General features: G+C 50.7%; 20 protein-coding genes and 2 pseudogenes. 8 read left to right on the forward strand and 14 right to left on the reverse strand.

Annotation, left to right across the window (positions count from 1 at the left end):
• Nucleotides 1–16 precede the first annotated feature (16 nt).
• On the reverse strand, nucleotides 17–1,309 hold the full coding sequence (locus tag SYN7336_RS05575; RefSeq protein ID WP_017324943.1) for an ABC transporter ATP-binding protein: 1,293 nt from the start codon (nucleotides 1,307–1,309) through the stop codon (nucleotides 17–19).
• Nucleotides 1,310–1,393: 84 nt separating this feature from the next.
• Complete coding sequence (locus SYN7336_RS05580; RefSeq protein WP_017324944.1) at nucleotides 1,394–2,218, reverse strand: ABC transporter permease; 825 nt, start codon at nucleotides 2,216–2,218, stop codon at nucleotides 1,394–1,396.
• 253 nt (nucleotides 2,219–2,471) lie between these two features.
• Here SYN7336_RS05580 and SYN7336_RS30550 point away from each other — a divergent pair, with 253 nt between their 5' ends.
• A complete protein-coding gene (locus tag SYN7336_RS30550) occupies nucleotides 2,472–2,642 on the forward strand; it encodes a hypothetical protein (RefSeq protein ID WP_156820036.1) in 171 nt (56 codons plus the stop codon).
• 52 nt (nucleotides 2,643–2,694) lie between these two features.
• Here the strand turns inward: SYN7336_RS30550 and SYN7336_RS30555 are convergent.
• Nucleotides 2,695–3,008, reverse strand: a pseudogene (locus SYN7336_RS30555) (transposase); the annotation flags it as partial.
• 237 nt (nucleotides 3,009–3,245) lie between these two features.
• On the opposite strand from SYN7336_RS30555, the gene SYN7336_RS05585 reads away from it, so the two are divergent.
• The gene (locus SYN7336_RS05585) at nucleotides 3,246–3,695 is read left to right on the forward strand and encodes a group II intron maturase-specific domain-containing protein (RefSeq protein WP_156820037.1); all 450 of its coding nucleotides are present in this window, start codon (nucleotides 3,246–3,248) and stop codon (nucleotides 3,693–3,695) included.
• 288 nt (nucleotides 3,696–3,983) lie between these two features.
• Here the strand turns inward: SYN7336_RS05585 and SYN7336_RS05590 are convergent, their stop codons facing one another.
• Nucleotides 3,984–4,487, reverse strand: a complete 504-nt coding sequence (locus tag SYN7336_RS05590; protein ID WP_017324946.1) for a DUF1993 family protein — start codon at nucleotides 4,485–4,487, stop codon at nucleotides 3,984–3,986.
• Nucleotides 4,488–4,583: 96 nt separating this feature from the next.
• A complete protein-coding gene (locus tag SYN7336_RS30560; RefSeq protein WP_156820038.1) occupies nucleotides 4,584–5,177 on the reverse strand; it encodes a hypothetical protein in 594 nt (197 codons plus the stop codon).
• A gap of 108 nt (nucleotides 5,178–5,285) precedes the next feature.
• On the opposite strand from SYN7336_RS30560, the gene SYN7336_RS05595 reads away from it, so the two are divergent.
• Nucleotides 5,286–6,950 carry an ISL3 family transposase gene (locus SYN7336_RS05595; protein ID WP_017324316.1) on the forward strand — a complete coding sequence of 555 codons (1,665 nt, stop codon included), beginning with the start codon at nucleotides 5,286–5,288 and terminating at the stop codon, nucleotides 6,948–6,950.
• A 43-nt stretch (nucleotides 6,951–6,993) separates the two neighbouring features.
• Here SYN7336_RS05595 and SYN7336_RS05600 read toward each other — a convergent pair whose 3' ends face one another.
• Nucleotides 6,994–9,888: a CHC2 zinc finger domain-containing protein gene (locus SYN7336_RS05600; protein ID WP_017324947.1), complete on the reverse strand. Its 2,895-nt coding sequence runs from the start codon at nucleotides 9,886–9,888 to the stop codon at nucleotides 6,994–6,996.
• A 102-nt stretch (nucleotides 9,889–9,990) separates the two neighbouring features.
• On the opposite strand from SYN7336_RS05600, the gene SYN7336_RS05605 reads away from it, so the two are divergent.
• The 4 genes from SYN7336_RS05605 (at nucleotide 9,991) to SYN7336_RS30565 (ending at nucleotide 11,071) form a co-directional block, all read left to right on the forward strand.
• Nucleotides 9,991–10,380, forward strand: a complete 390-nt coding sequence (locus SYN7336_RS05605; protein ID WP_026100724.1) for a helix-turn-helix domain-containing protein — start codon at nucleotides 9,991–9,993, stop codon at nucleotides 10,378–10,380.
• A 40-nt stretch (nucleotides 10,381–10,420) separates the two neighbouring features.
• Entirely contained in the window at nucleotides 10,421–10,600 is a 180-nt protein-coding gene (locus tag SYN7336_RS28675; protein ID WP_071590852.1) for a hypothetical protein, read from the forward strand.
• Nucleotides 10,593–10,808, forward strand: a complete 216-nt coding sequence (locus SYN7336_RS05610; RefSeq protein ID WP_026100725.1) for a hypothetical protein — start codon at nucleotides 10,593–10,595, stop codon at nucleotides 10,806–10,808. The genes SYN7336_RS28675 and SYN7336_RS05610 overlap by 8 nt, the downstream gene beginning before the upstream one ends.
• Nucleotides 10,809–10,927: 119 nt before the next feature.
• The gene (locus tag SYN7336_RS30565; RefSeq protein ID WP_017324950.1) at nucleotides 10,928–11,071 is read left to right on the forward strand and encodes a hypothetical protein; all 144 of its coding nucleotides are present in this window, start codon (nucleotides 10,928–10,930) and stop codon (nucleotides 11,069–11,071) included.
• Between the two features lie 152 nt (nucleotides 11,072–11,223).
• On the opposite strand, the gene SYN7336_RS05620 is transcribed toward SYN7336_RS30565, so the two are convergent.
• The 4 genes from SYN7336_RS05620 to SYN7336_RS30570 all read right to left on the reverse strand — a co-directional run bounded on the left by SYN7336_RS05620 (nucleotide 11,224) and on the right by SYN7336_RS30570 (nucleotide 18,282).
• Complete coding sequence (locus tag SYN7336_RS05620; RefSeq protein ID WP_017324951.1) at nucleotides 11,224–11,493, reverse strand: hypothetical protein; 270 nt, start codon at nucleotides 11,491–11,493, stop codon at nucleotides 11,224–11,226.
• A gap of 489 nt (nucleotides 11,494–11,982) precedes the next feature.
• The gene (locus SYN7336_RS05625; protein ID WP_017324952.1) at nucleotides 11,983–12,306 is read right to left on the reverse strand and encodes a DUF6572 domain-containing protein; all 324 of its coding nucleotides are present in this window, start codon (nucleotides 12,304–12,306) and stop codon (nucleotides 11,983–11,985) included.
• Nucleotides 12,307–12,320: 14 nt separating this feature from the next.
• Nucleotides 12,321–12,962 (reverse strand): hypothetical protein, encoded by a 642-nt coding sequence (locus SYN7336_RS05630; RefSeq protein WP_038025744.1) that lies wholly within the window; start codon nucleotides 12,960–12,962, stop codon nucleotides 12,321–12,323.
• 382 nt (nucleotides 12,963–13,344) lie between these two features.
• Nucleotides 13,345–18,282, reverse strand: coding sequence for an RHS repeat-associated core domain-containing protein (locus SYN7336_RS30570; RefSeq protein WP_017324954.1), 4,938 nt, complete (start codon nucleotides 18,280–18,282; stop codon nucleotides 13,345–13,347).
• On the opposite strand from SYN7336_RS30570, the pseudogene SYN7336_RS32165 reads away from it, so the two are divergent.
• Nucleotides 18,239–18,438, forward strand: a pseudogene (locus tag SYN7336_RS32165) (IS66 family transposase); the annotation flags it as partial. The gene SYN7336_RS30570 and the pseudogene SYN7336_RS32165 overlap by 44 nt on opposite strands.
• Before the next feature lie 126 nt (nucleotides 18,439–18,564).
• Here the strand turns inward: SYN7336_RS32165 and SYN7336_RS05640 are convergent.
• The 4 genes from SYN7336_RS05640 to SYN7336_RS24595 all read right to left on the reverse strand — a co-directional run bounded on the left by SYN7336_RS05640 (nucleotide 18,565) and on the right by SYN7336_RS24595 (nucleotide 22,224).
• A complete protein-coding gene (locus SYN7336_RS05640; protein ID WP_017324955.1) occupies nucleotides 18,565–18,990 on the reverse strand; it encodes a hypothetical protein in 426 nt (141 codons plus the stop codon).
• Nucleotides 18,990–19,280, reverse strand: a complete 291-nt coding sequence (locus SYN7336_RS32170) for a hypothetical protein (protein WP_156820039.1) — start codon at nucleotides 19,278–19,280, stop codon at nucleotides 18,990–18,992. Before SYN7336_RS32170 ends, SYN7336_RS05640 begins: the two co-directional genes overlap by 1 nt.
• A 172-nt stretch (nucleotides 19,281–19,452) precedes the next feature.
• Nucleotides 19,453–20,529 (reverse strand): site-specific tyrosine recombinase XerC, encoded by a 1,077-nt coding sequence (gene xerC / locus SYN7336_RS05645; protein ID WP_026100726.1) that lies wholly within the window; start codon nucleotides 20,527–20,529, stop codon nucleotides 19,453–19,455.
• 114 nt (nucleotides 20,530–20,643) lie between these two features.
• The gene (locus SYN7336_RS24595; RefSeq protein WP_017324957.1) at nucleotides 20,644–22,224 is read right to left on the reverse strand and encodes a hypothetical protein; all 1,581 of its coding nucleotides are present in this window, start codon (nucleotides 22,222–22,224) and stop codon (nucleotides 20,644–20,646) included.
• Between the last annotated feature and the right edge of the window lie 110 nt (nucleotides 22,225–22,334).

Here is a 22,334-nt window from a genome sequence, read left to right on the forward strand (position 1 = left end):
CCGGCCTCCACTATCTCTACCATTCCGATAGTGCAGCCACTGACTGCGGCACCCATTCCAGTACTGGCAGCACCATCCCTTTGCGACCGGGGTTGAAATTGTAGCCATTGGGAGAAACTTGAAACTGCAGCAAATCCTCCATGTAGTGAATCGCTTGCCGAATCTGTTGGGGGTTCGACATTTGGAAAGCCCCGATCGTCAGGGAATAACTGCCGGGACGCAAGAATTGTGGGGGTAGGGTACAGCGGATGCAATAGTCTCGACCCACCTGCGAGCCTTTGGATGCGAGGCTGTCGGTATCCCAAGAGGTGAATAGGATATGGCCCGAGCTATCGCTCACCCGCACCATCAAAACCCAGGGGGAGGGATCGGCTCGAACGGTATAGGCGATCTCCACTTGAGCGGGGCGATCGAAGTCGACAACACCAGCCTGCTGCCCTCGATCGTCCAGCACGCGCACCTTTTGAAGCATAATGTCTCGGGGGGAAGCATCGTCAAGGGCAACCCATTCCGAAACGTTCTCTCTGCCCGCCGTTTGATAGCGCTGGATCGTTTCGCGTACTTCCCCGTGAAAATTCACGCGACCGCCTTCGAGTAGGATGGCACGCTGACACAGTCGATTGACTGCAGACATATCGTGACTGACAAAAATGACGGTTCTGCCCTCTTGTCCCACCTGTTCCATTCGACCCAAGCACTTTTGCTGAAATTGGCCATCCCCTACTGCTAAGACTTCGTCCACGATCAGAACTTCCGGCTCTAGGTGGGCGGCAACAGCAAAGGCCAAGCGGACGTACATGCCAGAGGAGTAACGTTTGACAGGGGTATTGAGGAATCGCTCCACTTCTGCAAAGGCAACAATTTCATCAAATTTGCGCCGGATATCCCCCCGATCCATGCCCAAGATGGAGCCGTTGAGATAGATGTTCTCGCGTCCCGTTAATTCTGGATGAAAGCCGGTGCCCACTTCTAGCAAGCTAGCCACTCGTCCTCTCAAGGTAATGCGACCTTTGGTGGGTTCGGTAATGCGGCTGAGAATTTTGAGCAGCGTGGACTTGCCCGCGCCGTTGCGACCGATAATGCCCAGGCGATCGCCTGGAGAAACCGTAAAGTTGACATCATCGAGCGCCCAAAATTCCTCTCGGTTGGAGTGTTCCTCCTTCCGTTGAAAGATATGCTCCAACTGTTGCGGTAGTGCGCGAGCGCGATCGAAGATTGTTTCGGCGAGGGTCCGACTTTTCTGCTGCCGGTTGCGGGCAATGAGATATCTTTTGGCTAATTGTTCGACGCGAATGATGGGCTCGCTCATGGTGGGATCTCAAAAGAGGTTGGCAGCAGTAGAGGCAGAACAACGGCGCTTGCATTGAGTGGGGCTAGCGGTATTCGCCAGCAGCTAAATCACATCGGCAAATGTACGTTCCATCCGGCGAAAAAACCAGATCCCGCTAAAGAAGAGCAGCAAGACGAGGAGTGCTGAGAGAATCACTCCCGGCCAGTAGAGCTGGATGTCATCTCGCAAGATAGCCCAGCGAAAGCCATCGATCGCCCCTACCATAGGATTGAGGGAATAGGCGAAACGAAGGTTCTCGGGAATTTCGGTACTACTGAAGCCGACGGGGGAAATGTAGGTGCCCAACTGCGTGATAAAGGGGACGATATAGCGAAAATCGCGATACTCGACGTTGAGGGTTGCCATCCACAGACCGAGGCCGAGGGCGGCCAGGATAGCGAGCAACAGGAACAGGGGGAGAGTCACAATGCGCCAGGTGGGAAAGTAGTCGAACCAGAGCATCAGGGCAATCAAAATGCTAGCGGAGACGGACAAGTCCACCAAGTTGACAATCATCGTGCTGACCGGAACGATCAAGCGAGGAAAATAAATCTTAGAAACCAAATTTCGATTGGCGACGAGGCTGCTGCTACAGCTTGTAAGGGTGGTGGCAAAAAAATTCCAGGGAAGGAGAGCTGACATCACCAAGACAAGATAGGGGGCCTCTCCTGGAGAATCGAGTTTGGCCACATATCTAAAGATGAAGGTGAGTACGAGCATTTGCAGCAACGGCCGGATCAGTCCCCAGGCGATGCCGATGTAGGTTTGCTTGTACCGGACGAGAATGTCTCGCCAGGACAGAAAGTAAAACAGCTCTCGGTATCCCCAAAGATCCTGCCAATATTGCCGTTCGGCACGTCCGGCCTCGATAACGATTTCTTTTGACATACCCAATGTAAGAAATACATCTGTATTATTCCCTAACTTGGCATGAATTATTTGCAGGCCGTATCGGCAATGCTGCCGTCCGTTAGGGTTTTGACTATTTTGACACTCTATCGAAACTATAGCTGTCTTCGGTTCGCCAGAGCTCCGTGGAGAGAGGGGGAGGGGGAATTGGGGGAGGAGCAGACTATGTTCGAAGATACCCGTACGAGTATTAGACGTACGAGTATTAGAACAGAGTCGAGAGCGGGCAGTTGTGTTACGCGAACCTATGGATCGGGCTTGGTGGAAGCCATTTGCGGCGATCGCCACCATGTCCCTCGACAATCTCCGCCTGACAAACTCCGATTCAGGCTTTACGCATGCGAAGCATGCATACCAACCAGTCTGTATAAATCACTTTCTCGCTCGGGATGTGCCCGAATAATTTCAGGAGGGTGTAGGTAGTCATTCACCTCCCCCCCCCCTTAAAAGAGTGGCTAGCTAGCCAGTGGCAGAGAATCAGGAAAGGGTGGTGCATGCAAGCCCTTTCGCCTGTCAGCAATCATCTGAGCCAGATAGGTCCAAGGGTTGATACCTCTGAGCCGACAAGTCTCCATCACACTGATTAGGGCTGCATATGCCTGAGACTCCCTTCGGCAGAGCGAGTTCCATAGCCAATGCGTCGGGCAATGACGGCATGACGTAAAGCCCGCTCAGCTTGATTATTGGTTGCGGGTAAGTGTGGGTTGCAGACAAAAGCTACGACCGCATCCCAATCATTGAGGATCTCCTTAGCTAAGGACTTGAGCTTGGGATGCTTGCATATTCACCCAACTTCGGGCTCTTGTCCGCTTTTGATGCTGCTGGCGAAATTCATATTCCGAAACATTGGCCATTTGTCTAGATGCCTGTGGCCCCCTTCCCCTAACCCCTACCCCCAACTTTGGGGGCAGGGGAACAAGGCCCCGTAAGGATTTTCGGCTGTTTCTCCCCTCTCCCAAGTTTGGGAGAGGGGCCGGGGGTGAGGGCCATGCAGAGGACTTGCACCATGCCAATATTTCTAAATGTTAAATTGGCCAGCAGTATCAAAAGCGGACAAGAGCCCGAAGTTGACGTGATTTTACACACCTCCCGCAGTTGGGGGGTCTCAATGGAAGAACGCCTGACTCGGTTAAACCAGTACTTGCGAGGATGGATGGGCTACTTTGGCATCTCGCAATACTACCAACCGATTCCAGAGTTAGACGGATGGTTGAGGAGGCGGGTTCGGATGTGCTACTGGAAACAGTGGCGACGAGCGCGCACTCGCATTCGTAATCTTCTGGAGTTGGGTACGTATCAGCGTCAGGCAATTTTGACCGGCCTTAGCCGTAAAGGTTATTGGCGCTTGTCAAGAACGCTGGCGACGCACAGTGGGATGACTAATGAGTGGCTAAAAGAGCAGGGATTGCTATCAATTCGCGACCTTTGGATGAAAGCCCAAGGGTATGCGAAATAGCCTCAATTCATGTTTGCTCCGCGATATTGAACCGCCCTGTGCGGACCCGCTTGCAGGGTGGTGTGGGAGGGGGGAGTTAAACACTTCTCCCTATCCCGATTAGGTTTGATGGCTCACTCGCAATAGCTAAACCAATTATGGCGATCGCAGGTTAGCACCTCCCAATTTTACCAGGAGAACTTAAGGACAGCAGCAACCTAACACCAAGTTCAGTGGCAGCGCCGTTCTGGCGCGCCAATTGCGCCAGCAGTTGGCGTGACAGGTTCCGCTGTCCACTTCAACTTCATGTTATGCGTCGGACCGCTCTTTGACTCGCCCGAGGAGATGAGCCATGTAGTTTGCTTTGCCAATCTCCAGGCCGTTAGCTCTGAGAATGTCGTACGTCGTCACCAGATGAAAGTAGAAGTTCGGAACGAGAAAGTCGCGAACATACTTGTCTCCAGAGAGTTCTGCGTATCGCTGAGGCCCGAAGTCTAACCTCTTACCTTCCGGTAACGTCGTGCTTTGAACGTCGACTAATGTCAAGGCGGATCGAGTAGCTGAGATCAATTCCTTTGCCTGAGCGGCGGTCTTCACGTCCGGATCGAGATTAACGACCTCTTCTCCACGAACCCACTGGGCAAAGTTGTGCGGCTGATTGCATGTGAACGCGACTTGCGTACCCAAAGGAAGCATATCTTCGACGAGCCGAAACGCTAGGAAATTATCGTTCGCAAAGTATAGCGAAGCCCGATCAATCAGCTGGGCGAGAGTGTTGAGCCTTGAGTCGAACAGTTCACATATCTCGTTCATAGGATCCTCGCTCGGTCGTTTGTGGGCGCATAACGACCAAGATAAGCGGCGGTAGATAACTTTAGCTGCCCCATCGAGATCTCTTACCCGTCCGCTTCATCGACTTGTTATACGGCTAGCACTGACCTGAACTTTGGATGATGCTTGAGATGATGGTCCGGTCAGCAGTTGTTGAATGACTCGAAACAGAATCGACGGCTGAAATAAGGCACTAGATGACTGAACCATGTGAAAAACATTAAACAATGTCAAGGTCACAGGAGGTTCTTTTGTCGTTAACTGAATGAGTTGATCCATATACCAGCCAATTGCTTTTTCTAACGGAGTGAGAGGCTGTGTTAACCCTTTTACGCTGGGATATTTTGCGTCTTGACTGGTAGCCGCAATCCAAGGGTTCGCATTCACCTTAGCAAGCTCTTTTTGAAAACGGCTTGGCAACTCCGATAGAGCAGTTTCTTGTAAGCACTGTTTCAGCAGTACAGCGCCTAAAGCGGCTACAGTTATTCCCTGCCCATAAATCGGCGTGAAAGAGCAGACAGAATCTCCTAGCGCGATAAATCCCTGCGGCTGACGGCTGAGACGTTCATAGTGGCGTAGTCGATTTCCGGGTGGATGATAAATCCCGATATCGGTGGCAGGCTTTGCATCTTTGACCGCATTGTAAATGTGTGGACTTGGCAGATTTCGCAAAGCCTCTAGGAATGCAAAATAACGCCAACTTCGGGGTCTTGTCCGCTTTTGGTGATGCAGAGAAGGTATAGGAGAATACCAGGTGCAAACCCTCACTCTGCCAAGCCCGTGGAACTTTTACAGCATCTCCTGCCCAGCCAAACGGATGTGAGCTTGAACAGTTGGAGTATCGATCCGGCCAACCAACAGCTCGTTGTTAACCTCTGCTCGACTCAAACGGTGGCCTGTTGCCCGCTGTGTCATCGCTCCACCGATCGCATCCATAGCCACTATGAGAGAACGTTGAGGGATCTGCCATTAGTTCAATTCACGCTGACGATATTGCTCCAAGTCTGTAAGTTCTTCTGCCTCAACGAGCGTTGCCCTCGGCGTATCTTTACGGAGCGTCTGCCCGAGGTTGTCGCGCCTTGGGCCAGACGCACGACTCGCTACACGGCTCAACTGGAAGCGATGGGCTTAGCCCTCGGTGGTTCGGCAGCAGCCCGCTTGAGCCATCAGCTCGGATACGGATACAGCCGCAACACCATCTTGCGAGCCATCTCCAAATTGCCCCTACCAGTCATGGCCACGCCAAAGATATTGGGGGTGGATGATTTCGCGTTTCGCACGGGTCATCATTACGGAACGATCTTGGTCGACTTGGAGACCAACCAACCGATCGCACTACTCCCCGACCGGGCGGCTGGGACCTTAGCAGCCTGGTTGAAAGAGCATCCTGGCGTGAAGATTCTCTCGAGAGATCGCTCCAAAGCCTACAGGCGAGGCATGAGCGATGGAGCACCCGATGCCATCCAGGTAGCCGATCGCTTTCATCTGTTGCAGAATCTCGAAGAGGCTTTAGAGAAAGTCTTTAAGGGACAAACCCAGTCGCTCGAACAGGTTGAGCAGCAACAGATTCAAGCCCAACAGCCAACCGAAGCACCGACCCCCGAAGCTGCTCCGGATAGATATCGAACCCAAAGGGAAGTCAATCGGGCCATACGACTGGAGAAGTGGGAACAAACCCATGCTCTACGCAAGCAAGGCTATGCCATTAAAGACATTGCCCATCACCTCGGCATTGGCGAGCGAACGGTGTATACCTACCTGGCCGCGTCAACGTTTCCGGAATGGCAATATCCTGTGGGGCGGCGGAGAAACCCCAGTTGTTTGGATCCATACAAGGCTTACCTGTCAGAGCAATGGCAGCAAGGGCGCCAACAAACTAAACAGTTGTTTGGCGAGATCCAACAGCAAGGGTACCCGGGCAGCTATATGACCGTCGCCCGTTACACTCGGCAGTTGCGTTGCTCTCTGCCCTCCATCAAGCCCAGCCGAGAATCCCTCAATGACTTACCGGGTCGGGGACCAGCGCCATCACCCGCCACACCAGTGTCAGAGCCTTTGAGTGCCAAGCGGGCGGCTTGGCTGCTGTTGACACGGCCTGAAAACCTTACGCCTGAGGAGAAAACCCTGCTGGAAAAACTGGGCCAGCAGCCAAAGTTATCGGGGGCGATCGCTCTGGCTCAGGGGTTCATCAAACTGGTGCGCGAGCGACTGCCTGGGGAATTCGACGATTGGCTGGAGACAGCTGTGAGCAGCTCAATCAAGGCATTACGGAGTTTTGCCAAGGGTCTTCAAGAAGATTACGATGCGGTGAAAGCAGCTCTCACACTCGAGGTGAGCAATGGGCCAGTGGAGGGTCAAAACAACCGACTAAAAATGCTGAAACGGCAGATGTTTGGAAGGGCTGGGCTCGAGCTATTGGCCAAGCGCCTCATCCTAATCAGTTGATTCTTATACGAAATAAGCGCCTCATTTAGGACAGATTTAACGATCACCAAAAGCGGACAAGACCCCGAAGTCGGATGAATATGCACCCCTGACTTGGCCCTAACTTGGGGGCAACTTGGGGCAAACTTGGCGCTGTCTTTTGAGCGATTTGCCCTGACCTTTGAGTGATATCCCCTAACTTTTGAGCGTCGTACTCCTGCCTGAGACGAGCGACGTCAATCAAGCCCATCTGGTGAGCCCCCGGTGCGGCGGGATTGCCGTCGTAGAGCAGCTCGTATTGAAAACTCTTGCCGCGACTGCCGGCATGGATCAGCAGATATTCCAACTCCGTCAGGCGGCGACAATGAATCTTGAGTTGGCCGTCGCTCCAGCCAGTGCAGCTGCGGATGTCTTTGCGAGTAAAGCGATAATCCTGTTGCTCAATGCTCTCACGAATACAAGCCTCACTCACCATCTGCTGAATCAGCCTCAACAGACGGCGAGTCTGGGGCGGTAGCTCGTCGAGAGAACGCCCTAACACCTGATGCGCCAATCGATTGGCCACCTCGATGTCATCCAGCGTCACCTCGATATAGTCAAACCACTGACCGCTCTGTTCTACCCGCTCAATCGGGCGCTGATGTTGATGGAGCAGAGCAATCGTCTGAATCAGTCCCAGATATTTCAGATGGTCGCGGCGGGTGCGGGTCTGGGTACTGACAAAGGTCAACTGCTCGGCATAAGGATTGGCGACTAAAAGAGGGCGTAACAGACGTTGGGCGTTTTGGTGGAGCTGGAGCAGCTCGCGCCGCTGCTGCTGGGCTAGTAGACCAGCCAGAGTTTTACGTTGGCGCTGGCGGGCGTGGATGGCTTCGGTTTGAGCGCGGCTTTCGTTGACGCTCAACACCAGACAGCGATTGAGCAGTTCCTCGTCGATGTCAATGGCAGTGGTGGTCATCATCAACATCACCGGCCCCTCGACGCGGTATTGCACCGTCTGGAGTTTGCCACTACTGGCATCCTTGCCCGTTGAAGCAATCGTGACTTCTCCCTCTGACTGGAGCAATTTGAGCGCGTAACTGGCTTGCTCGGCCCCTTCTTCTTCAGCAATAGCTAGGATCTTGTGTTTGAGGTCGGTTTCTCCCATGTAGAACAAACTCTGGCCCGTCATGGCCGAATACTTGACCTGTTCCTCGGCAGGAATCAGCGCCAGAATCGCATCCATCAACGAACTTTTCCCAGCAGCACTGGAGCTTTGAATCAGGACGGCTAAGGGAGCCTCCAGTTTGCGACTAGTGGCGGCCAGATAGCCCACCAGTTTGTTGGTTTGCTCTCCGACGACGCCGCAACGGTCGAAGTCTTGCAAAATACGCTCGAGCAGGTTGGGCTGTTTGAGCAGGTCCAGAGCGGCTTTCAGTTCCGTCTGGCTAATGTGGGGGACTGGAGTTTTGGGCTTGAGGGCCTGCTGGATCTGTTGGTCTTGCAGCTCCTCTAATTGCAACAGCACTTGAGCGAGATCTGCTTTGAGGATGTCGGTGGACAGACAGAGTTCGTGGCTGGCTTGTTTGAGGAAGGCGCTGCGGTGGCGGGCATTGTAGAGGTCGAGGGTATCGACGTGAAAGGCTTTGTCGCGGCGGATCAGTAAGTTGATTTTGAGTTGGTCGTAGCTGAGGTTCTTCTCTAGGCCACGGATACGGTAATGGCGCTCGCCGAAGCTGAGTTTGATTTCGTGCTCTTTGATATCGGCCTCAGGTAGTTCAGCTTCTTGCGGGTCGGGCTCGCGCTCCGGTTCTGGTGTCGAAGTCGGAGCGGCTAAGGGAGGGGGTTGAGGGGGAGTTTTGCCTTTGCCTATCCACTCAGCTTTACGAATGGCAGCACCCAGACGCTCGGCGGGGTCGGTGACGGCTTGGGCGTAGGCGTTAGCGTCCATGCCTTGGGGAAAGAGCAGGCGGAAGCATTCAATGCCTTTGTCCCTCAAGGTTTGTGCTAGCTTCTCAGCGGCAGCATCACCAGCGCTGTCGCGGTCGTAGGCGATGTAGACCCGAGTGATGGCCTGCTGCTCGAAGGCGGCTAAATGGTCGAAGGTAAAGCCACTGGTGCCGTAGCTGCTGGTGACGTTGCGGTAACCATGAACCCAAAAAGTCATCGCGTCAATTAACGACTCGCACAGGATCGCTTCCGAGCTGGCGGATAAGGCGGAGAGATTCCAGACGCCGCGATGGGGGCCGGGAAGGTAGAGATGTTGGACGGTGCCTTGGCGTAAGCGTTGACCGATCTTGCGACCGTAGACTTCGTGAATGACATCGGTTTCATCCAGCACTGGCACCACCAGACAGCCGTTGAAATGTTCGTGACCGCTTTGACGGAGTAGGCCGATGTCTTGTAGTTGGGTGCGAATGGCAGCGCCCGGTTTGCGGTTCTTTTGAGGCAGGCGATAGCTGAGGGTGCGGTTAGCGTAGCCCAGTTGGAATTGCTCGACTAGCTCGCTACTTTGTAGCCCCCGGCTTTGCAGATAGGCCAAGGCGTCGGGGGATTCGGTGAGGGTTTGGTGATAGTGGTCGATGACTTGCTGGAGTAGCCGTTGGTTGTCGGGGTTGGCGGCTAAGGGTGGGAGTTTTCGGGTGCTGCTGCGCTTGATGGGGGTCGCGGGGGTCGTGTTATCGCTGTCGAGATGGGGGAGGTCTGCTTTGAGTAGTTCGATGGCGTGGCGGAAGCTGACGGCTTCGCGTTTCATCACCCAGTCGATGACGGAGCCGCCACTTTGGCAGGCTCCCAGGCAGTGCCAGAGGTTGGTATCGGGGCTGATGACCAGACTTGGGGTGGTGTCTTCGTGGAAGGGGCAGGTGGTTATCAGGTCTTGGCCGTGTTTTTTGAGCTCGTGGCCTTGGGCGGCTAAGAGGCGTTCGAGGCTGACATCACTTTTGATGCGCTCGATTAACTCGTCTGGGTAGCGGGGCATGGAACCTCCCTGGCCTCGAAATCTCGTCAAGGCAATTCTTGACCTTCTTTATACTAGATATTATTATCCTTATCAAGAGCAGACATTTGTGGAGGTAATACCATGAGCCATCATGTTGACCTGCAACTCTGTTCTATGACTGACTTTGCTGAAAACTTGATACAGTTGCGTAAGAGTAGACAGCTTACACAGCTTGAGTTGGCCAATCTACTCGATATCCAGCCTCGTTTGGTCGGACGTTGGGAGCAAGGTAAGGGCAAGCCTCAGTTTGATTACGTCATCAAGCTGGCTGATGTGCTGGAGGTTAGTCTTGACCGGCTATTAAGAGGCAGAGAGGGAACAGAGCGAGAGGATAGTTTTGATGTAAAAAATAGGCGGCTCAAGGAGTTGTGTAAGTGCGTTGACCAGCTCAAGGCTCAAGACCAAGAGGTCATTTGTCATTTCCTGGATCTGGCGGTTCGCTACGAGCGTGTTAAGCAGGTTATGGGCTAACGCTGGTCGTTAAGTATTATCAATTTAGAGGAGTGGGGTGTTGCCAACGACTGCACAGTTGTACCAGTGTTTTGTTCTTTCCGTTTGGGCGACCAAGTTTTACCTGCCCATTGACTTAATTCGCATTGATGAACGTACTGGTAACATCGCTTTCATTGCGGGTGAAGAAACAGTGATTACCATTGATGCTCAAGGGAGATGGGATAAAACTCATGAGTGAAGTAGATTTGCAGATGATGTCCCTTAAAGAGCTGAAGGCTTACGTGTTATCCCATCGTGAGGATGACCAGGCATTCCATACCTACATGGATAGACTTCAAGCTGAGGCAACTTGGACTTCTTATCCGCCTCTGAAATCGATGGAGGATATGGAGAATTACCCCGAGGTGATTGAGAGATTTCAGCAGGATTCTGGTCGGCATTCATAGATGAAGAAATAAGGTGCATCCCACTTTGGAAATATACCTTATTTCTAGACAATGGAAATCGACCTCGAAGGTGAGGGCAGGTTTACCTGCTCTTACCTTTGAGGAGCAAAGAAATCTCAATGAGTCGCGCCTTATGGTTTTATCCCCGCGCCAAGCAGCTACGGCGGGTGGGTGGGTGCGTTGCCCCCGCTTCGTTGATGGAACTTTGGGCATTAGCGGGGTTGCGCGGGGGCGGCTTGGCGCGAATTGGGAGGCGCGATTAGCGCGGGTGGGGGGACTAGCATTGCCGTTGCACGACCGTGCGCTTGATCACCGGCGATGCGGAACAGGCGGAGCAAAGCGACTTCATTTACGTACTAGCCTCGGGGGTGGACATGAGGGTAAGACTAGTTCCGTGGACAGTGTCTTCGTTCAATCAATCTATTAAGTGGCAACGAATAGCTTCTTGTTCATCAGCATCGAAGTTTTGTCTAAGATGAAAATGGAACCCATTTGAGTATTCACCAAAAGCCAGTTTTATAAAAGCTTTTGCCAATGCCAAGTAAGCTTGCTTATTCGCATACAAGACTGGAATTTCATTTTCAATAATAATTTTCATCTCCTCATCTATTTCTTGGTCAAAGTCGAATTTGATTCTATTCTCAGATGAGTAATCGTCAAATTCAAATTCAAATTTATTCTTCATCTCTTTTCCTCGGTTTTTCTAGGCGTACTTATTCTGTCAAATTATACTAAAATGCTAAGCACAAATATATAGCTTTAATTCTTCTTCATCCTATCACAAAAAGATACATTTTTGACCCTCAAATAATTAATAATATTACCGCGTTATATGAATATTTTCAATTACTCTGTTCCTCCCCCTAGGGGTTCTCCGCGTTACCTCAACATTAGTATGACGGGTAGGGCTTCCACCTAGGGTGATCAGCCTGTAAACAAGGTTTCCTGCACTTTTTGTGTCCTTGGATCTCTGCACAAAAGCTTAATCTATAATGGTTGTGTAGTTTGGCAAGTAGACACAGTCAGTGGTGGCCTTTCCGATTCATGCAACTTCTATTTCACCCATAAACTGGCTGAAATGCCTGTCTTGCCTGCACTAAGGAGGTTTTATGGACAACGCAGAAATCTGATGAACCTAAGGGACAAAGTAATCATCCTAGCCTCGGAGATAAGATTAATAAAGCATTTTATAGCTGAAATCATATCCGGCATCAACCAGAACATTTCTTAGCTTATTCAAAAAAATTTCCGCTTCGTTGCAAGGCGAATGTTTGAACATAATTTCAATTGAAAAGTTTCGATTTTTAGCATCTGAATAAGACTTATAGACTTCACCACTCTCTATGAATGCGAGATAAGAATTAATCTTTGCTTGTATTAACTGTAGATGTTCATTTGTATCTTTCCAGCTCAATCCGTCCACAATCGCTAAATTGACTAATCCAGTATCTTTATCAACCCCTATAAGATCGATCTCGTTGCTGTTGTAAATAGACATTAATCACTCTAGAACTAGGCTGTTAATATTCTCACAAGCAATGTAAAAAATGGATAATAAAATCCTTTATCTTGAGTTTTCATTCTTTGTGTATATATATTGATAAGTTTTTCAAAATCAGGGCTATTACATAGCTTCGCAGCAATTATACCTCTTGAGCATCTAGAAAAGTCATGTATTTGGTATTTGCTTGGCATGTCAGGGAATTCATTAAGTATTGAATTGATATCATGTACATCTTTAAATTTTTCAAAGTAAGCTGTAGCAAGCTCAGAGAATTCAGAAAATAACTTCTCTTTTAACTTTGAAATATCTATATCTTCATTAAGATAACATTCGTATGATGATCTAAATTTTGCATTTATCCTCCATATCTCAGAAACAATTGTATGAGTATTTTTCTGATACTTATCCTCATATCTAGAAGCTCTATGAAATATTTCCTCAATGCATGGAAAACGAATTGCGACTGTTGGATCTATACTGATCTTGTTAGGATAAGAATAGAATTCCGGCCAATAATAAAGCACTCTGTTTTCAGTTTTTTTGATAAACCAAAATTTAGATTTGACAAGTTTAAAGCCAAATTCTTTTAAGGATGAATCTAATTCAGAAAGTAGCTCTTTCCTTAAACTGCTCTTAGTGATTTTACTCATTGACTCTATCCTTTTAGACATTTTTCAGAGGTTTTAGAAAATTTACATTTGATGCCAAAATCATGTAATGAAGCGCGTGTTTATGATATTTCTGGTCACAAATTTTGTATAGAAGAGGTATGGATTTTCTATATTAATCTTAACTCATAATAAATAGATATCAGGGCACCTCGATTAATTGTCTCACACTTCTAACAGGATGCTGGAACCCTCGAACCCTTGTTGCCATTTTTGAGGAAACTCCTATTTTTCGAGTTGCTCATGAGTTTTTGTATTTTTTCTGACTTTTTAAAGCGTTAGTCCAGGACATTCTTTATGCACATGTCTGCATGTCTGAGTTGCGCATCATGTCATTGACTCCATAAAAGTGTCCTAGGTGTTGTTAAGGACGAATAATTTGTACATTGGTTGGGGGAATTCTTGTTCCACCAGGGAAGCCTGGTTTCCCACGACCACCAACAACCCCTCCAGATTCTGCAATTTCAGGAAAAGCAGCAGATTGGTTTGGGGTTAGCCGAGCTGTAGGTGAACTCTTCGCTTCACCAATAGAAACATTCCCATTTTGATCGCGGCCTATCAAATCCACTCTTGTTCTTACCCCACTCTCTGTACGTATAGTTACTTGTTCTTGTACTCCCGTGTTTGAACCTTCAAATCTTTGTCTTGCTTCACGCTCAAACTCAGCTCCTTGGATTCTATTTCTTTCTAGTTGTTCTGCTCTACTATTTGGGTCTTCTGATAAAAGGATGTGAGCTTGAGCAATAAGTTCGTCTGCCGCACCGAGGTCGGTTGGGCCAAGAATAGAGTCGACTACATCTTGCAAATCTTGGATGGAGTCTCCTCCAAGGACTTGATTTACTAATTCTCCAAGCTGTATGCCCTCAAGACCAGGTATATCTACAGGAATAAGAGGCAATTGGCTCGGAGTATTGGCATCGCCAACATCTGGAGTGAGATCGATCGCCAACCTAGCATTAAGTGTTATCTGACTGCTTGCTTGTCGGGCTTGCTGGTCTAGTGCAACCCCAATCGCTCCTCCCACCACAGCCGCTCCAACAGTACCGCCAACGATAACGGGCAGCGAAACCGGAGCCGTCGCAATCGCTGCAGCTGCAACTGCAGTAGTCAATGCTGCTTGAGCGACCACACTCACAATGGGTAGTGCTAGAGCTGGCGCAAACGCGTTACCTGACGGATCGGTAAAGTTGAGTGGAGAATTGGCGACATAGCGATAGAGATTGGTATCGCCAGCACCAAAGCCTAATGGATCTTGACTGATGAACTGTCCGGTTGAGGGGTCGAGGTAGCGAGCCCGGTTATAGAACAAGCCGGTTTCATCATCAAACTCGCGGCCTGCATAGCTAAAGCGGAACTCAACCTCAGGATTGCTTTGACTGGTAATGTTGCCAAAACTGTCGTAGCTGATGTGGTTGACAACATTGCCCTCCGCATCCAACAGATCTCGAACACTTCCTAGATGGTCGGTCAGGGTAAATAGTACTGACCCTTCTGCATCTTCCTGAGCCAAGACTTGGTCGATCGCCGGACCGTGCAAATAGCGGTAAGCCAGATTGCCTTCGCCATCAAACACCAGTGCGATATGCTCCCCATCATAGACAAACCGCTCCGTTTGCGCGCTTAAAGCCCCATCCCCATCCAGATCGACAGTTCTGAGAACGCGACGGCCGAAGACATCGTAGTCATATTTCGCCGAGAGGATGGTGTTGCCATCGCTATCGCGGGTAACAACTGTTCTCAATTGATTGCGATGGTCGAACCCGTATTCGGTGACTTCGCCAGTCACTTTGTCCGTCTGACGAATGCGGTTGCCCTCGTCATCGTAGTCATAGAGGAATTGCTCGTCTTCAAGCAGTCGATTGTCAGTACCAGTGCGAAAACCATCATTAATACGATTGCCATTGGCGTCGTAGGTGTAAGCCTCATCAGCCTGGAAGCTATGCTCTGCCGAGATGAGCTGGCTGCGCTCGTCATAGCTGAACGTGCTAACCCCATCGAATGAGACTACTTCAGTAATGCGATTGGCCGCATCGTACTGATAGCGATACTCGGCGATCGACCCTCCATCATTCGACTGCTCGATCAACTCCAGCCTGCCCGCGAGATCGTAGCTGTAGCGAGAGCTAGCGACCAACTGAGTTTGGGCTAAGTCGCTAAAACTGTCCAACTGCGTCAGTTGACTAGCTGCATCGTAAGCAAAGGTAACAGCCTTTTCTGACACTCCTGTACCCGATTGAGTGATGCGCGTGACGCGATCGAGCAGATCGTACTCGAAGGTTTCTATTCCCGCTTCCACTCCGTTGATGGTGTCGGTCACAGAAGTGAGGTTGTTCTGGCGATCGTAGGAGTAGTCCAACGTCACATCGGGGGCACCGACCGAGCCGACGTTCGAGACCGAAGTGAGCCGACCGGCCAGATCGTAATCGTAGCTATAGGTGTAGAGAGCGTCGCCAGCAGCGCGCAATTGGCTGGCCGCATCGTAGGTATAAGTGAAACTGCGCTCGATCGCCCCACCATCGCCAATAAACTGTTCGCTGGTCAGGCGATTGAGAGCGTCAAAGCTGTAGGTAGTGCGGCGGTTGTTGCGATCGGTGCGACCCACCAAATTGCCGACTTCGTCATAATCGTAGAGACGGCTATCCTGCAGTTGATTGGTTTCCAACACCAAGCGATTGAGGCGATCGTATTGATAGGTGGTTAGGTTACCAACGGAGTCGAGCAAGGAGGTTAAATTTCCCTCGGCGTCATAGGTGTAAGCTGCTGTGTCTCCATTGGCATCGGTGTTGCCTTGCAACCGATTGAGTTCGTCATAAGCGGAGACAGAGGTGTTGCCGAGAGCATCAGTAACGGAGACGATATTACCATTGCCATCATAGGTAGTGGTGATGGTATTTCTTAGCGGATCGGTGACACTAATTTCGAGGTCGCGGCCATCGTAGGTAAGGGTAGTAGCTCGATCGAGCCCGTCTGTAATGGATGTAATATTACTATTTCCATCGTAGCCATACTCGACAACATTACCGAAGGCATTAGTGATTGTAGTGAGACGATTTAGATCGTCGTAAATATACTTAGAAGTACGATCTAACTCGCCATCAATCTCTACCAAGTTTCCAACAGAGTCATAGCTGAACTGAGTAGATTGTAATAATGGATTGATGGCTTCAATCTGGCGATTAAGATCGTCATAGATAAAATAATTGATTCTATCTAATTCATCAGTAACAGATATTAAATTGTTGGCTTTGTCATAAGAATATAAAACTTGACCATTTAGCACGTCACTTGTCCTGACAAGGCGATTGCGAAAATCATATTCAAAGTTAAGTTCAAATCCGCGCCGGTTGGTTTGACGTACTAGATTGCCGAGCTTGTCATATTCAAATAGAGCGCTATTGCTATCGGCATCGATTTGCTCGATAAGGCGATCGAGCTCGTCGTATGCAAATTCCGTTCGATTAGTGTTGCGATCTGCTACGGAAATTAGGTTGTCCGCTAGATCGTATTCGTATCGAGTTGAATTCCCAACGGCATCAACTATTTCCGTCAAGCGATCGCGAGCATCGTACTCGTATCGTGTAGTATTTCCACGCGGATCGGTCACAGAGAGTAAGTTGCCATTACGATCGTAGGAGAACTGAGTTGAGAATCCTTCAGCATCAATTTCTTCAATGCGACGGCTGCGGCTATCGTAGCGATATTCAGTCAGATTTCCGTTGAAATCTGTTTCAACGATGAGGTTGCCCCGCAAATCATAGGCAAACGTGGCCTGTTGTTCGAGAGCATCGAGGGTGGCAACAACCCGATCGCGCTCGTCATACTCAAACTGAGTGAGATTGCCATTCGCGTCCCGAACTGAGAGGACATTACCCCGTCGATCGTAATCAAAGAGAGTCACGGGAGAGCTTAAGGGTCCCTCCCTATCGGGATCGGCTTCAACAATTTGAGTTAGGCGATTGTTCGAATCGAACTCGTACTCGGTGCGATTGCCCAGTTCGTTTGTGAAGGCTGAGATGTTGCCGCTCAGATCGTCGTACTCTTGACGGACAGTGGCTTCATCAGCCGTGCCAACAGCAAAAGTTGTGGCAATCAAGCGACCGAATTCGTCATAGTCGTTGTCTGTGGTGCGACCCAGAGCATCGGTGATGGTGTCTACCAATCCCAATGCGGTGTAGGTGAACTGGGTTACGACATCGTCGGTTTCGCCAGAGGTGCGATCGTCTTGGCCCACAACCTGTCGCGCTACCAATACATTGCCCGTAGCAGGATCGAGTTCGAAGAACGTGTCGCGCCCCAACTCATCGGTAGAGCGAGTCAGCTGATTGAAAACCGAATCGTACTCAAACGTTTGTCTGGTTTGAACTGCCCGACCATTGCGCCGAAAAGCGATGCGACGCTCGGACTGACTGAACCCGACCAGATCGTCCGCTCCATCCCCATCCAAATCTGCCAGCGAGAGATCGGTAATGCCTGCATCATTGGCAAATTCATTCCCCAATTGATTGAAGACAAACTGCCCCTCTCCATCCGTACTGAAGACAAACAGCTCGTCACCACCCGAGAGAGTAGAAACCGCCACATCGAGATTGCCATCGCGATCGACATCCCCGATCGCCAGGGAATCGGTGAAAAGATTGACCCTTCGGAAAGCATTCAAGCTGAAGTTTCCGCTGCCATTACCCAACCAGATCGAGACGCGATCGGTAGAGCTCATTCTAGGCCCAGAAGGAGCAAAGAAGGCTCCACTCGTCAAGGTGACTAAATCGAGGAAGCCATCGTTATCGAAATCGGCTAACTCGATCTCAGAAAGATTTGGAAAAACTGCATCAGGGGCAGCAAGAAACGTATTATCAGCAGTAAAAGTTCCATCCCCATCCCCTAGAGCAACAGAGATGCTCGAACGTGAAAAGTAGATCAGATCGGCATCGCCATCCAGATCGATATCTCCTAACTGAATTTGGTCTGCTTCTGCACGCAGCTCGAACTCTCCCAGTTGAGCGAGGCTGCCATCGGTCTCTCTAGAGAAGGTAAAGACGCGTTCGTAATCTTCAAAGATGGTCGTGAAACCACCGCCATATCCCCCACCGTAGCCACCCCCATAACCGCCACCATAACCGCCACCGGTATCGGGCACCCGGATACTTTGCCTGCCTGTACCGCTGACTGCAATGTCGAGCTCGCCATCCCCATCGAGGTCTGCCACCGCAATGTCCGTCAACTCCAACAAAGCAGCCCCATCTGTAGAGTCATCTGGCACTGAGGCGGAACGAGCTTTAAGACCTGCAGTGATTTGGCGACGCACTAGCTTTGGGTCGCAATCTCAAGCTGGCGCCAGTTTGTAGCTCGCATGTTGAGCGTGACTGCCTCTTTGAAGGCTCAAAATAGAAATGTGCTTGATTTTCTCACTCAAGCTTGCCGAGCTGCACGATTGCAGCTGCCGACACCGTCTTTAATTCCTCAATCTTTGGATTCAGGAATTCCCTTATTTCGGGATGAAAAACTATTGGCAGCTGAATACGTTTCTGGGACGGTTACTAATCCTTTTTGTATTAGCCTCAGAGAGGAGTGATCGAATTTTAGTAGGCTATTGATCTGCGGGCGGTACAGGCACTGTCGATTCTAACCATAAGACTGTTGGGGGATAGGCAGATAGTATATCAAGGCAGTCATTGGGTGTATATATAGAGTATTGAATAATTTCTTTATCTTCATATATGCCCTGACTTACGTGGTTAAACCACTTTAGATAATCTGAATCCTCAACCGTAAAAAATCCCCATCGGCCTAAATTATTTTCGCCGTCAACCCGGTTGTAAAACAGTAAGTCGCCTTCATCAATATTTCTATAAGTTAAGGCAGGATCAAATAATATTTCTAGTTTCCTGTCAGACTCATCAAGTGGTGTCAGAATCAACTTAAGCCCCTCATAGCCATGATGAAGTGTTTCCAATTGCATTACCGCTGGGAGCCCAAATAATGGTTTCCATGCTTTAAAAATATTTTCAGCCATTAACTCTCTCCAAAACGAAATTTAGTTCTATCCCTTCCCTGCTGGATTTCTAAAGTTGGTGGGCCATTTACAGAACTCCCAGGTGCCGGTGAACTACCTGGCCTTACAACAACTGTACTGCCATCAGGCAACTGGCCAGCTCTTCCTGGACCAAATGATGTTTCAATAGATCGAACATTCCCAAGATTTAAATTATCAAATACTGAATTTGCTTCATCGAAACCACCTGTAGTGTCAAATTGTGTCGTTACCCCACGTGTTTCCCTGCCAAGTGTGGAGCGGTTAATCAAATCATTGATAACATCATCAAATGCCCTATTATTTGAGCTAATAATTGAGTCAGAGACGATTCACTTTTTAGATGTGATTTTCTCCGATAAATACTGGGTTTGAGCGGCTAAGGAAAAAGACGGTGATGGTTGTTATTTGAGCAAGCCCCCCGAGGCAAGAGTTGAATCAATTCTACTGCTCGTCCAACTGTTCGGCAGCTAAGGTGGCGAATAACTCATCGGTTGTGGCGGGTGTCTCTTCAGTCTGCCCATCCCAATCGACGCTGAGCGAGCGCTCGGAGCGAGCCGGGTGAGTGAGGGTATGAACCTGCTTGAGCTTCTTAATCGAGACCTGGGTGTAGATCTGAGTGGTATCGAGACTGACGTGACCCAACATCGCCTGAATGTGACGGATATCGGCTCCATTCTCGTGCATGAGCGTCGCCATCGTGTGACGGAACAAATGACAACTCCCCGTCTTGCCCAGCTCAGCCTTATCGACATAGGAGCGAACCAACTGAGTCAAGCGGTTGGGGGTCAGCGGCTCCCCCAGATGAGACAGAAACAAACGGCCATCCTCATGACCGCAACAGAGATGGGGCCGCACATCAGCCAGATATTTCTCTATCCAAGCTACGGCCCGAGCGCCAATGGGAATCATGCGGTCCTTGCGTCCTTTCCCCTGACGCACCATCAAAGTACCCCGCTCGCCATCGAGGTCTTCAAGCGCTAAGTGAATCATCTCCAGGCGGCGAATACCCGTGCTGTAGAACGTTTCTAGCATGGCTCGGTCTCGCAAGCCTATCGCCTGGTTGACATCCGGCTGGCTGAGAACTTGTTCGGCTTCCTTCTGAGACAGAATGGCCTTGGGTAGTCGGGTCTCGAGCTTGGGCAACTCTATCTCGCTGGCGGGATTGTAGAGAATGTGATTCTGGCGCGAGAGCCACTTAAACCAGGCCCGCACGGCCACCAGATAGTTGTGTTGAGAGCGGAAGGAAAGGGGTTTGCCGTTGGGTTGACGGTAGTGATAGAGAAAGCGCTGATAGCGCTCCAGAATGGGCTTAGTGATCTCGGGAGGCCGCAACAGAGAGCGCTGAGCGGACCAATTGATGAAATGAGCCAGATAGAAACGGCGGGCGGTGATGGTGCGGGGGGAGTAGTTGCGCACGGCCATCCATTCGAGGAAGCGCTCCATGAAACAGACAAAACCCTGGGGGTCGGCGATGTTGGGCACGTCGGGGAAGGACGGTGGCGGGCGCTTGCGAGACATGAGCGGGGGTGAGAGCAGCTAAGGGGAGGGGGTGAGTACGACGAGAAAGTACGACGAAAAAGTACGGTTTTGAGATAGGGGGGTACTGTGCTTTTTTGGGGAAATCGACCGAAATCAGGCCCTATACCCGTTGAGAACTGGGTTTGAGGTCCCCTGACTTGGCCCTAACTTGGGGGTAACTTGGGGCAAACTTGGCGCTGTCTTTTGAGCGATTTGCCCTGACTTTTGAGCGATATCCCCTAACTTTTGAGCGTCGTACTCCTGTCGGAGACGGTCCAGGTCAATCAAGCCCATCTGGTGAGCCCCTGGTGCAGCGGGATTGCCGTCGTAGAGCAGCTCGTATTGAAAACTCTTGCCGCGACTGCCGGCATGGATCAGCAGATATTCCAACTCCGTCAGGCGGCGACAATGAATCTTGAGTTGGCCGTCGCTCCAGCCAGTGCAGCTGCGGATGTCTTTGCGAGTAAAGCGATAATCCTGTTGCGCGATGCTCTCACGGGTACAGGCTGTGGCAACCATCTGCTGAATCAGCGTCAACAGGCGGCGAGTCTGGGGCGGTAGCTCGTCGAGAGAACGCCCTAACACCTGATGCGCCAATCGATTGGCCACCTCGATGTCCTCCAGCGTCACCTCGATATAGTCAAACCACTGACCGCTCTGTTCCACCCGCTCAATCGGGCGCTGATGTTGATGGAGCAGAGCAATCGTCTGAATCAGTCCCAGATATTTCAGATGGTCGCGGCGGGTGCGGGTCTGGGTACTGACAAAGGTCAACTGCTCGGCATAAGGATTGGCGACTAAAAGAGGGCGTAACAGACGTTGGGCGTTTTGGTGGAGCTGGAGCAGCTCGCGCCGGTACTGCTGGGCTAGTAGGCCAGCCAGAGTTTTACGTTGGCGCTGGCGGGCGTGGATGGCTTCGGTTTGAGCGCGGCTTTCGTTGACGCTCAACACCAGACAGCGATTGAGCAGTTCCTCGTCGATGTCAATGGCAGTGGTGGTCATCATCAACATCACCGGCCCCTCGACGCGGTATTGCACCGTCTGGAGTTTGCCACTGCTGGCATCCTTGCCCGTTGAAGCAATCGTGACTTCTCCCTCTGACTGGAGCAATTTGAGCGCGTAACTGGCTTGCTCGGCCCCTTCTTCTTCAGCAATAGCTAGGATCTTGTGTTTGAGGTCGGTTTCTCCCATGTAGAACAAACTCTGGCCGGTCATGGCCGAATACTTGACCTGTTCCTCGGCAGGAATCAGCGCCAGAATCGCATCCATCAACGAACTTTTCCCCGCAGCACTGGAGCTTTGAATCAGGACGGCTAAGGGAGCCTCCAGTTTGCGACTGGTGGCGGCCAGATAGCCGACGAGTTTGTTGGTTTGTTCTCCCACAACGCCGCAACGGTCGAAGTCTTGCAAAATACGCTCGAGCAGGTTGGGTTGTTTGAGCAGCTCCAGAGCGGCTTTCAGCTCACTCTGGTTCATGTGGGGCACTTGAGTCTTGGGTTTGAGGGCCTGCTGGATCTGTTGGTCTTGCAGCTCCTCTAATTGCAACAGCACTTGGGCGAGATCTGCTTTGAGGCTGTCGCTGGACAGGCAGAGTTCGTGGCTGGCTTGTTTGAGAAAGGCGCTGCGGTGGCGGGCGTTGTAGAGGTCGAGGGTATCGACGTGGAAGGCGATTGTCGGACCGCTGGGCACGGGCACGCAAGGATTTGTCCCCGCCGATACCGCCCTCCCCTACACCGTCCGGTTCGAGAACGCCCCCACCGCCAGTTCCGCTGTGGGTGAAGTGCGGATTGTGATTGAATTGGATG

The sequence above is a fragment of the Synechococcus sp. PCC 7336 genome (assembly GCF_000332275.1).
Taxonomy (GTDB): domain Bacteria; phylum Cyanobacteriota; class Cyanobacteriia; order Thermostichales; family PCC-7336; genus PCC-7336.

What these genes read in the sequence shown, in the direction of transcription:
- xerC (WP_026100726.1), bottom strand. Translation starts at nt 20,529, where the DNA reads ATGTCTCGCAAGCGCCCGCCACCGTCCTTCCCCGACGTGCCCAACATC.
- SYN7336_RS05625 (WP_017324952.1), bottom strand. Translation starts at nt 12,306, where the DNA reads ATGTCTATTTACAACAGCAACGAGATCGATCTTATAGGGGTTGATAAA.
- SYN7336_RS30565 (WP_017324950.1), top strand. Translation starts at nt 10,928, where the DNA reads ATGAGTCGCGCCTTATGGTTTTATCCCCGCGCCAAGCAGCTACGGCGG.
- SYN7336_RS05605 (WP_026100724.1), top strand. Translation starts at nt 9,991, where the DNA reads ATGAGCCATCATGTTGACCTGCAACTCTGTTCTATGACTGACTTTGCT.
- SYN7336_RS05585 (WP_156820037.1), top strand. Translation starts at nt 3,246, where the DNA reads ATGCCAATATTTCTAAATGTTAAATTGGCCAGCAGTATCAAAAGCGGA.
- SYN7336_RS05620 (WP_017324951.1), bottom strand. Translation starts at nt 11,493, where the DNA reads ATGAAGAATAAATTTGAATTTGAATTTGACGATTACTCATCTGAGAAT.
- SYN7336_RS05575 (WP_017324943.1), bottom strand. Translation starts at nt 1,309, where the DNA reads ATGAGCGAGCCCATCATTCGCGTCGAACAATTAGCCAAAAGATATCTC.
- SYN7336_RS05590 (WP_017324946.1), bottom strand. Translation starts at nt 4,487, where the DNA reads ATGAACGAGATATGTGAACTGTTCGACTCAAGGCTCAACACTCTCGCC.
- SYN7336_RS05640 (WP_017324955.1), bottom strand. Translation starts at nt 18,990, where the DNA reads ATGGCTGAAAATATTTTTAAAGCATGGAAACCATTATTTGGGCTCCCA.
- SYN7336_RS05600 (WP_017324947.1), bottom strand. Translation starts at nt 9,888, where the DNA reads ATGCCCCGCTACCCAGACGAGTTAATCGAGCGCATCAAAAGTGATGTC.
- SYN7336_RS05610 (WP_026100725.1), top strand. Translation starts at nt 10,593, where the DNA reads ATGAGTGAAGTAGATTTGCAGATGATGTCCCTTAAAGAGCTGAAGGCT.
- SYN7336_RS05580 (WP_017324944.1), bottom strand. Translation starts at nt 2,218, where the DNA reads ATGTCAAAAGAAATCGTTATCGAGGCCGGACGTGCCGAACGGCAATAT.
- SYN7336_RS05630 (WP_038025744.1), bottom strand. Translation starts at nt 12,962, where the DNA reads ATGAGTAAAATCACTAAGAGCAGTTTAAGGAAAGAGCTACTTTCTGAA.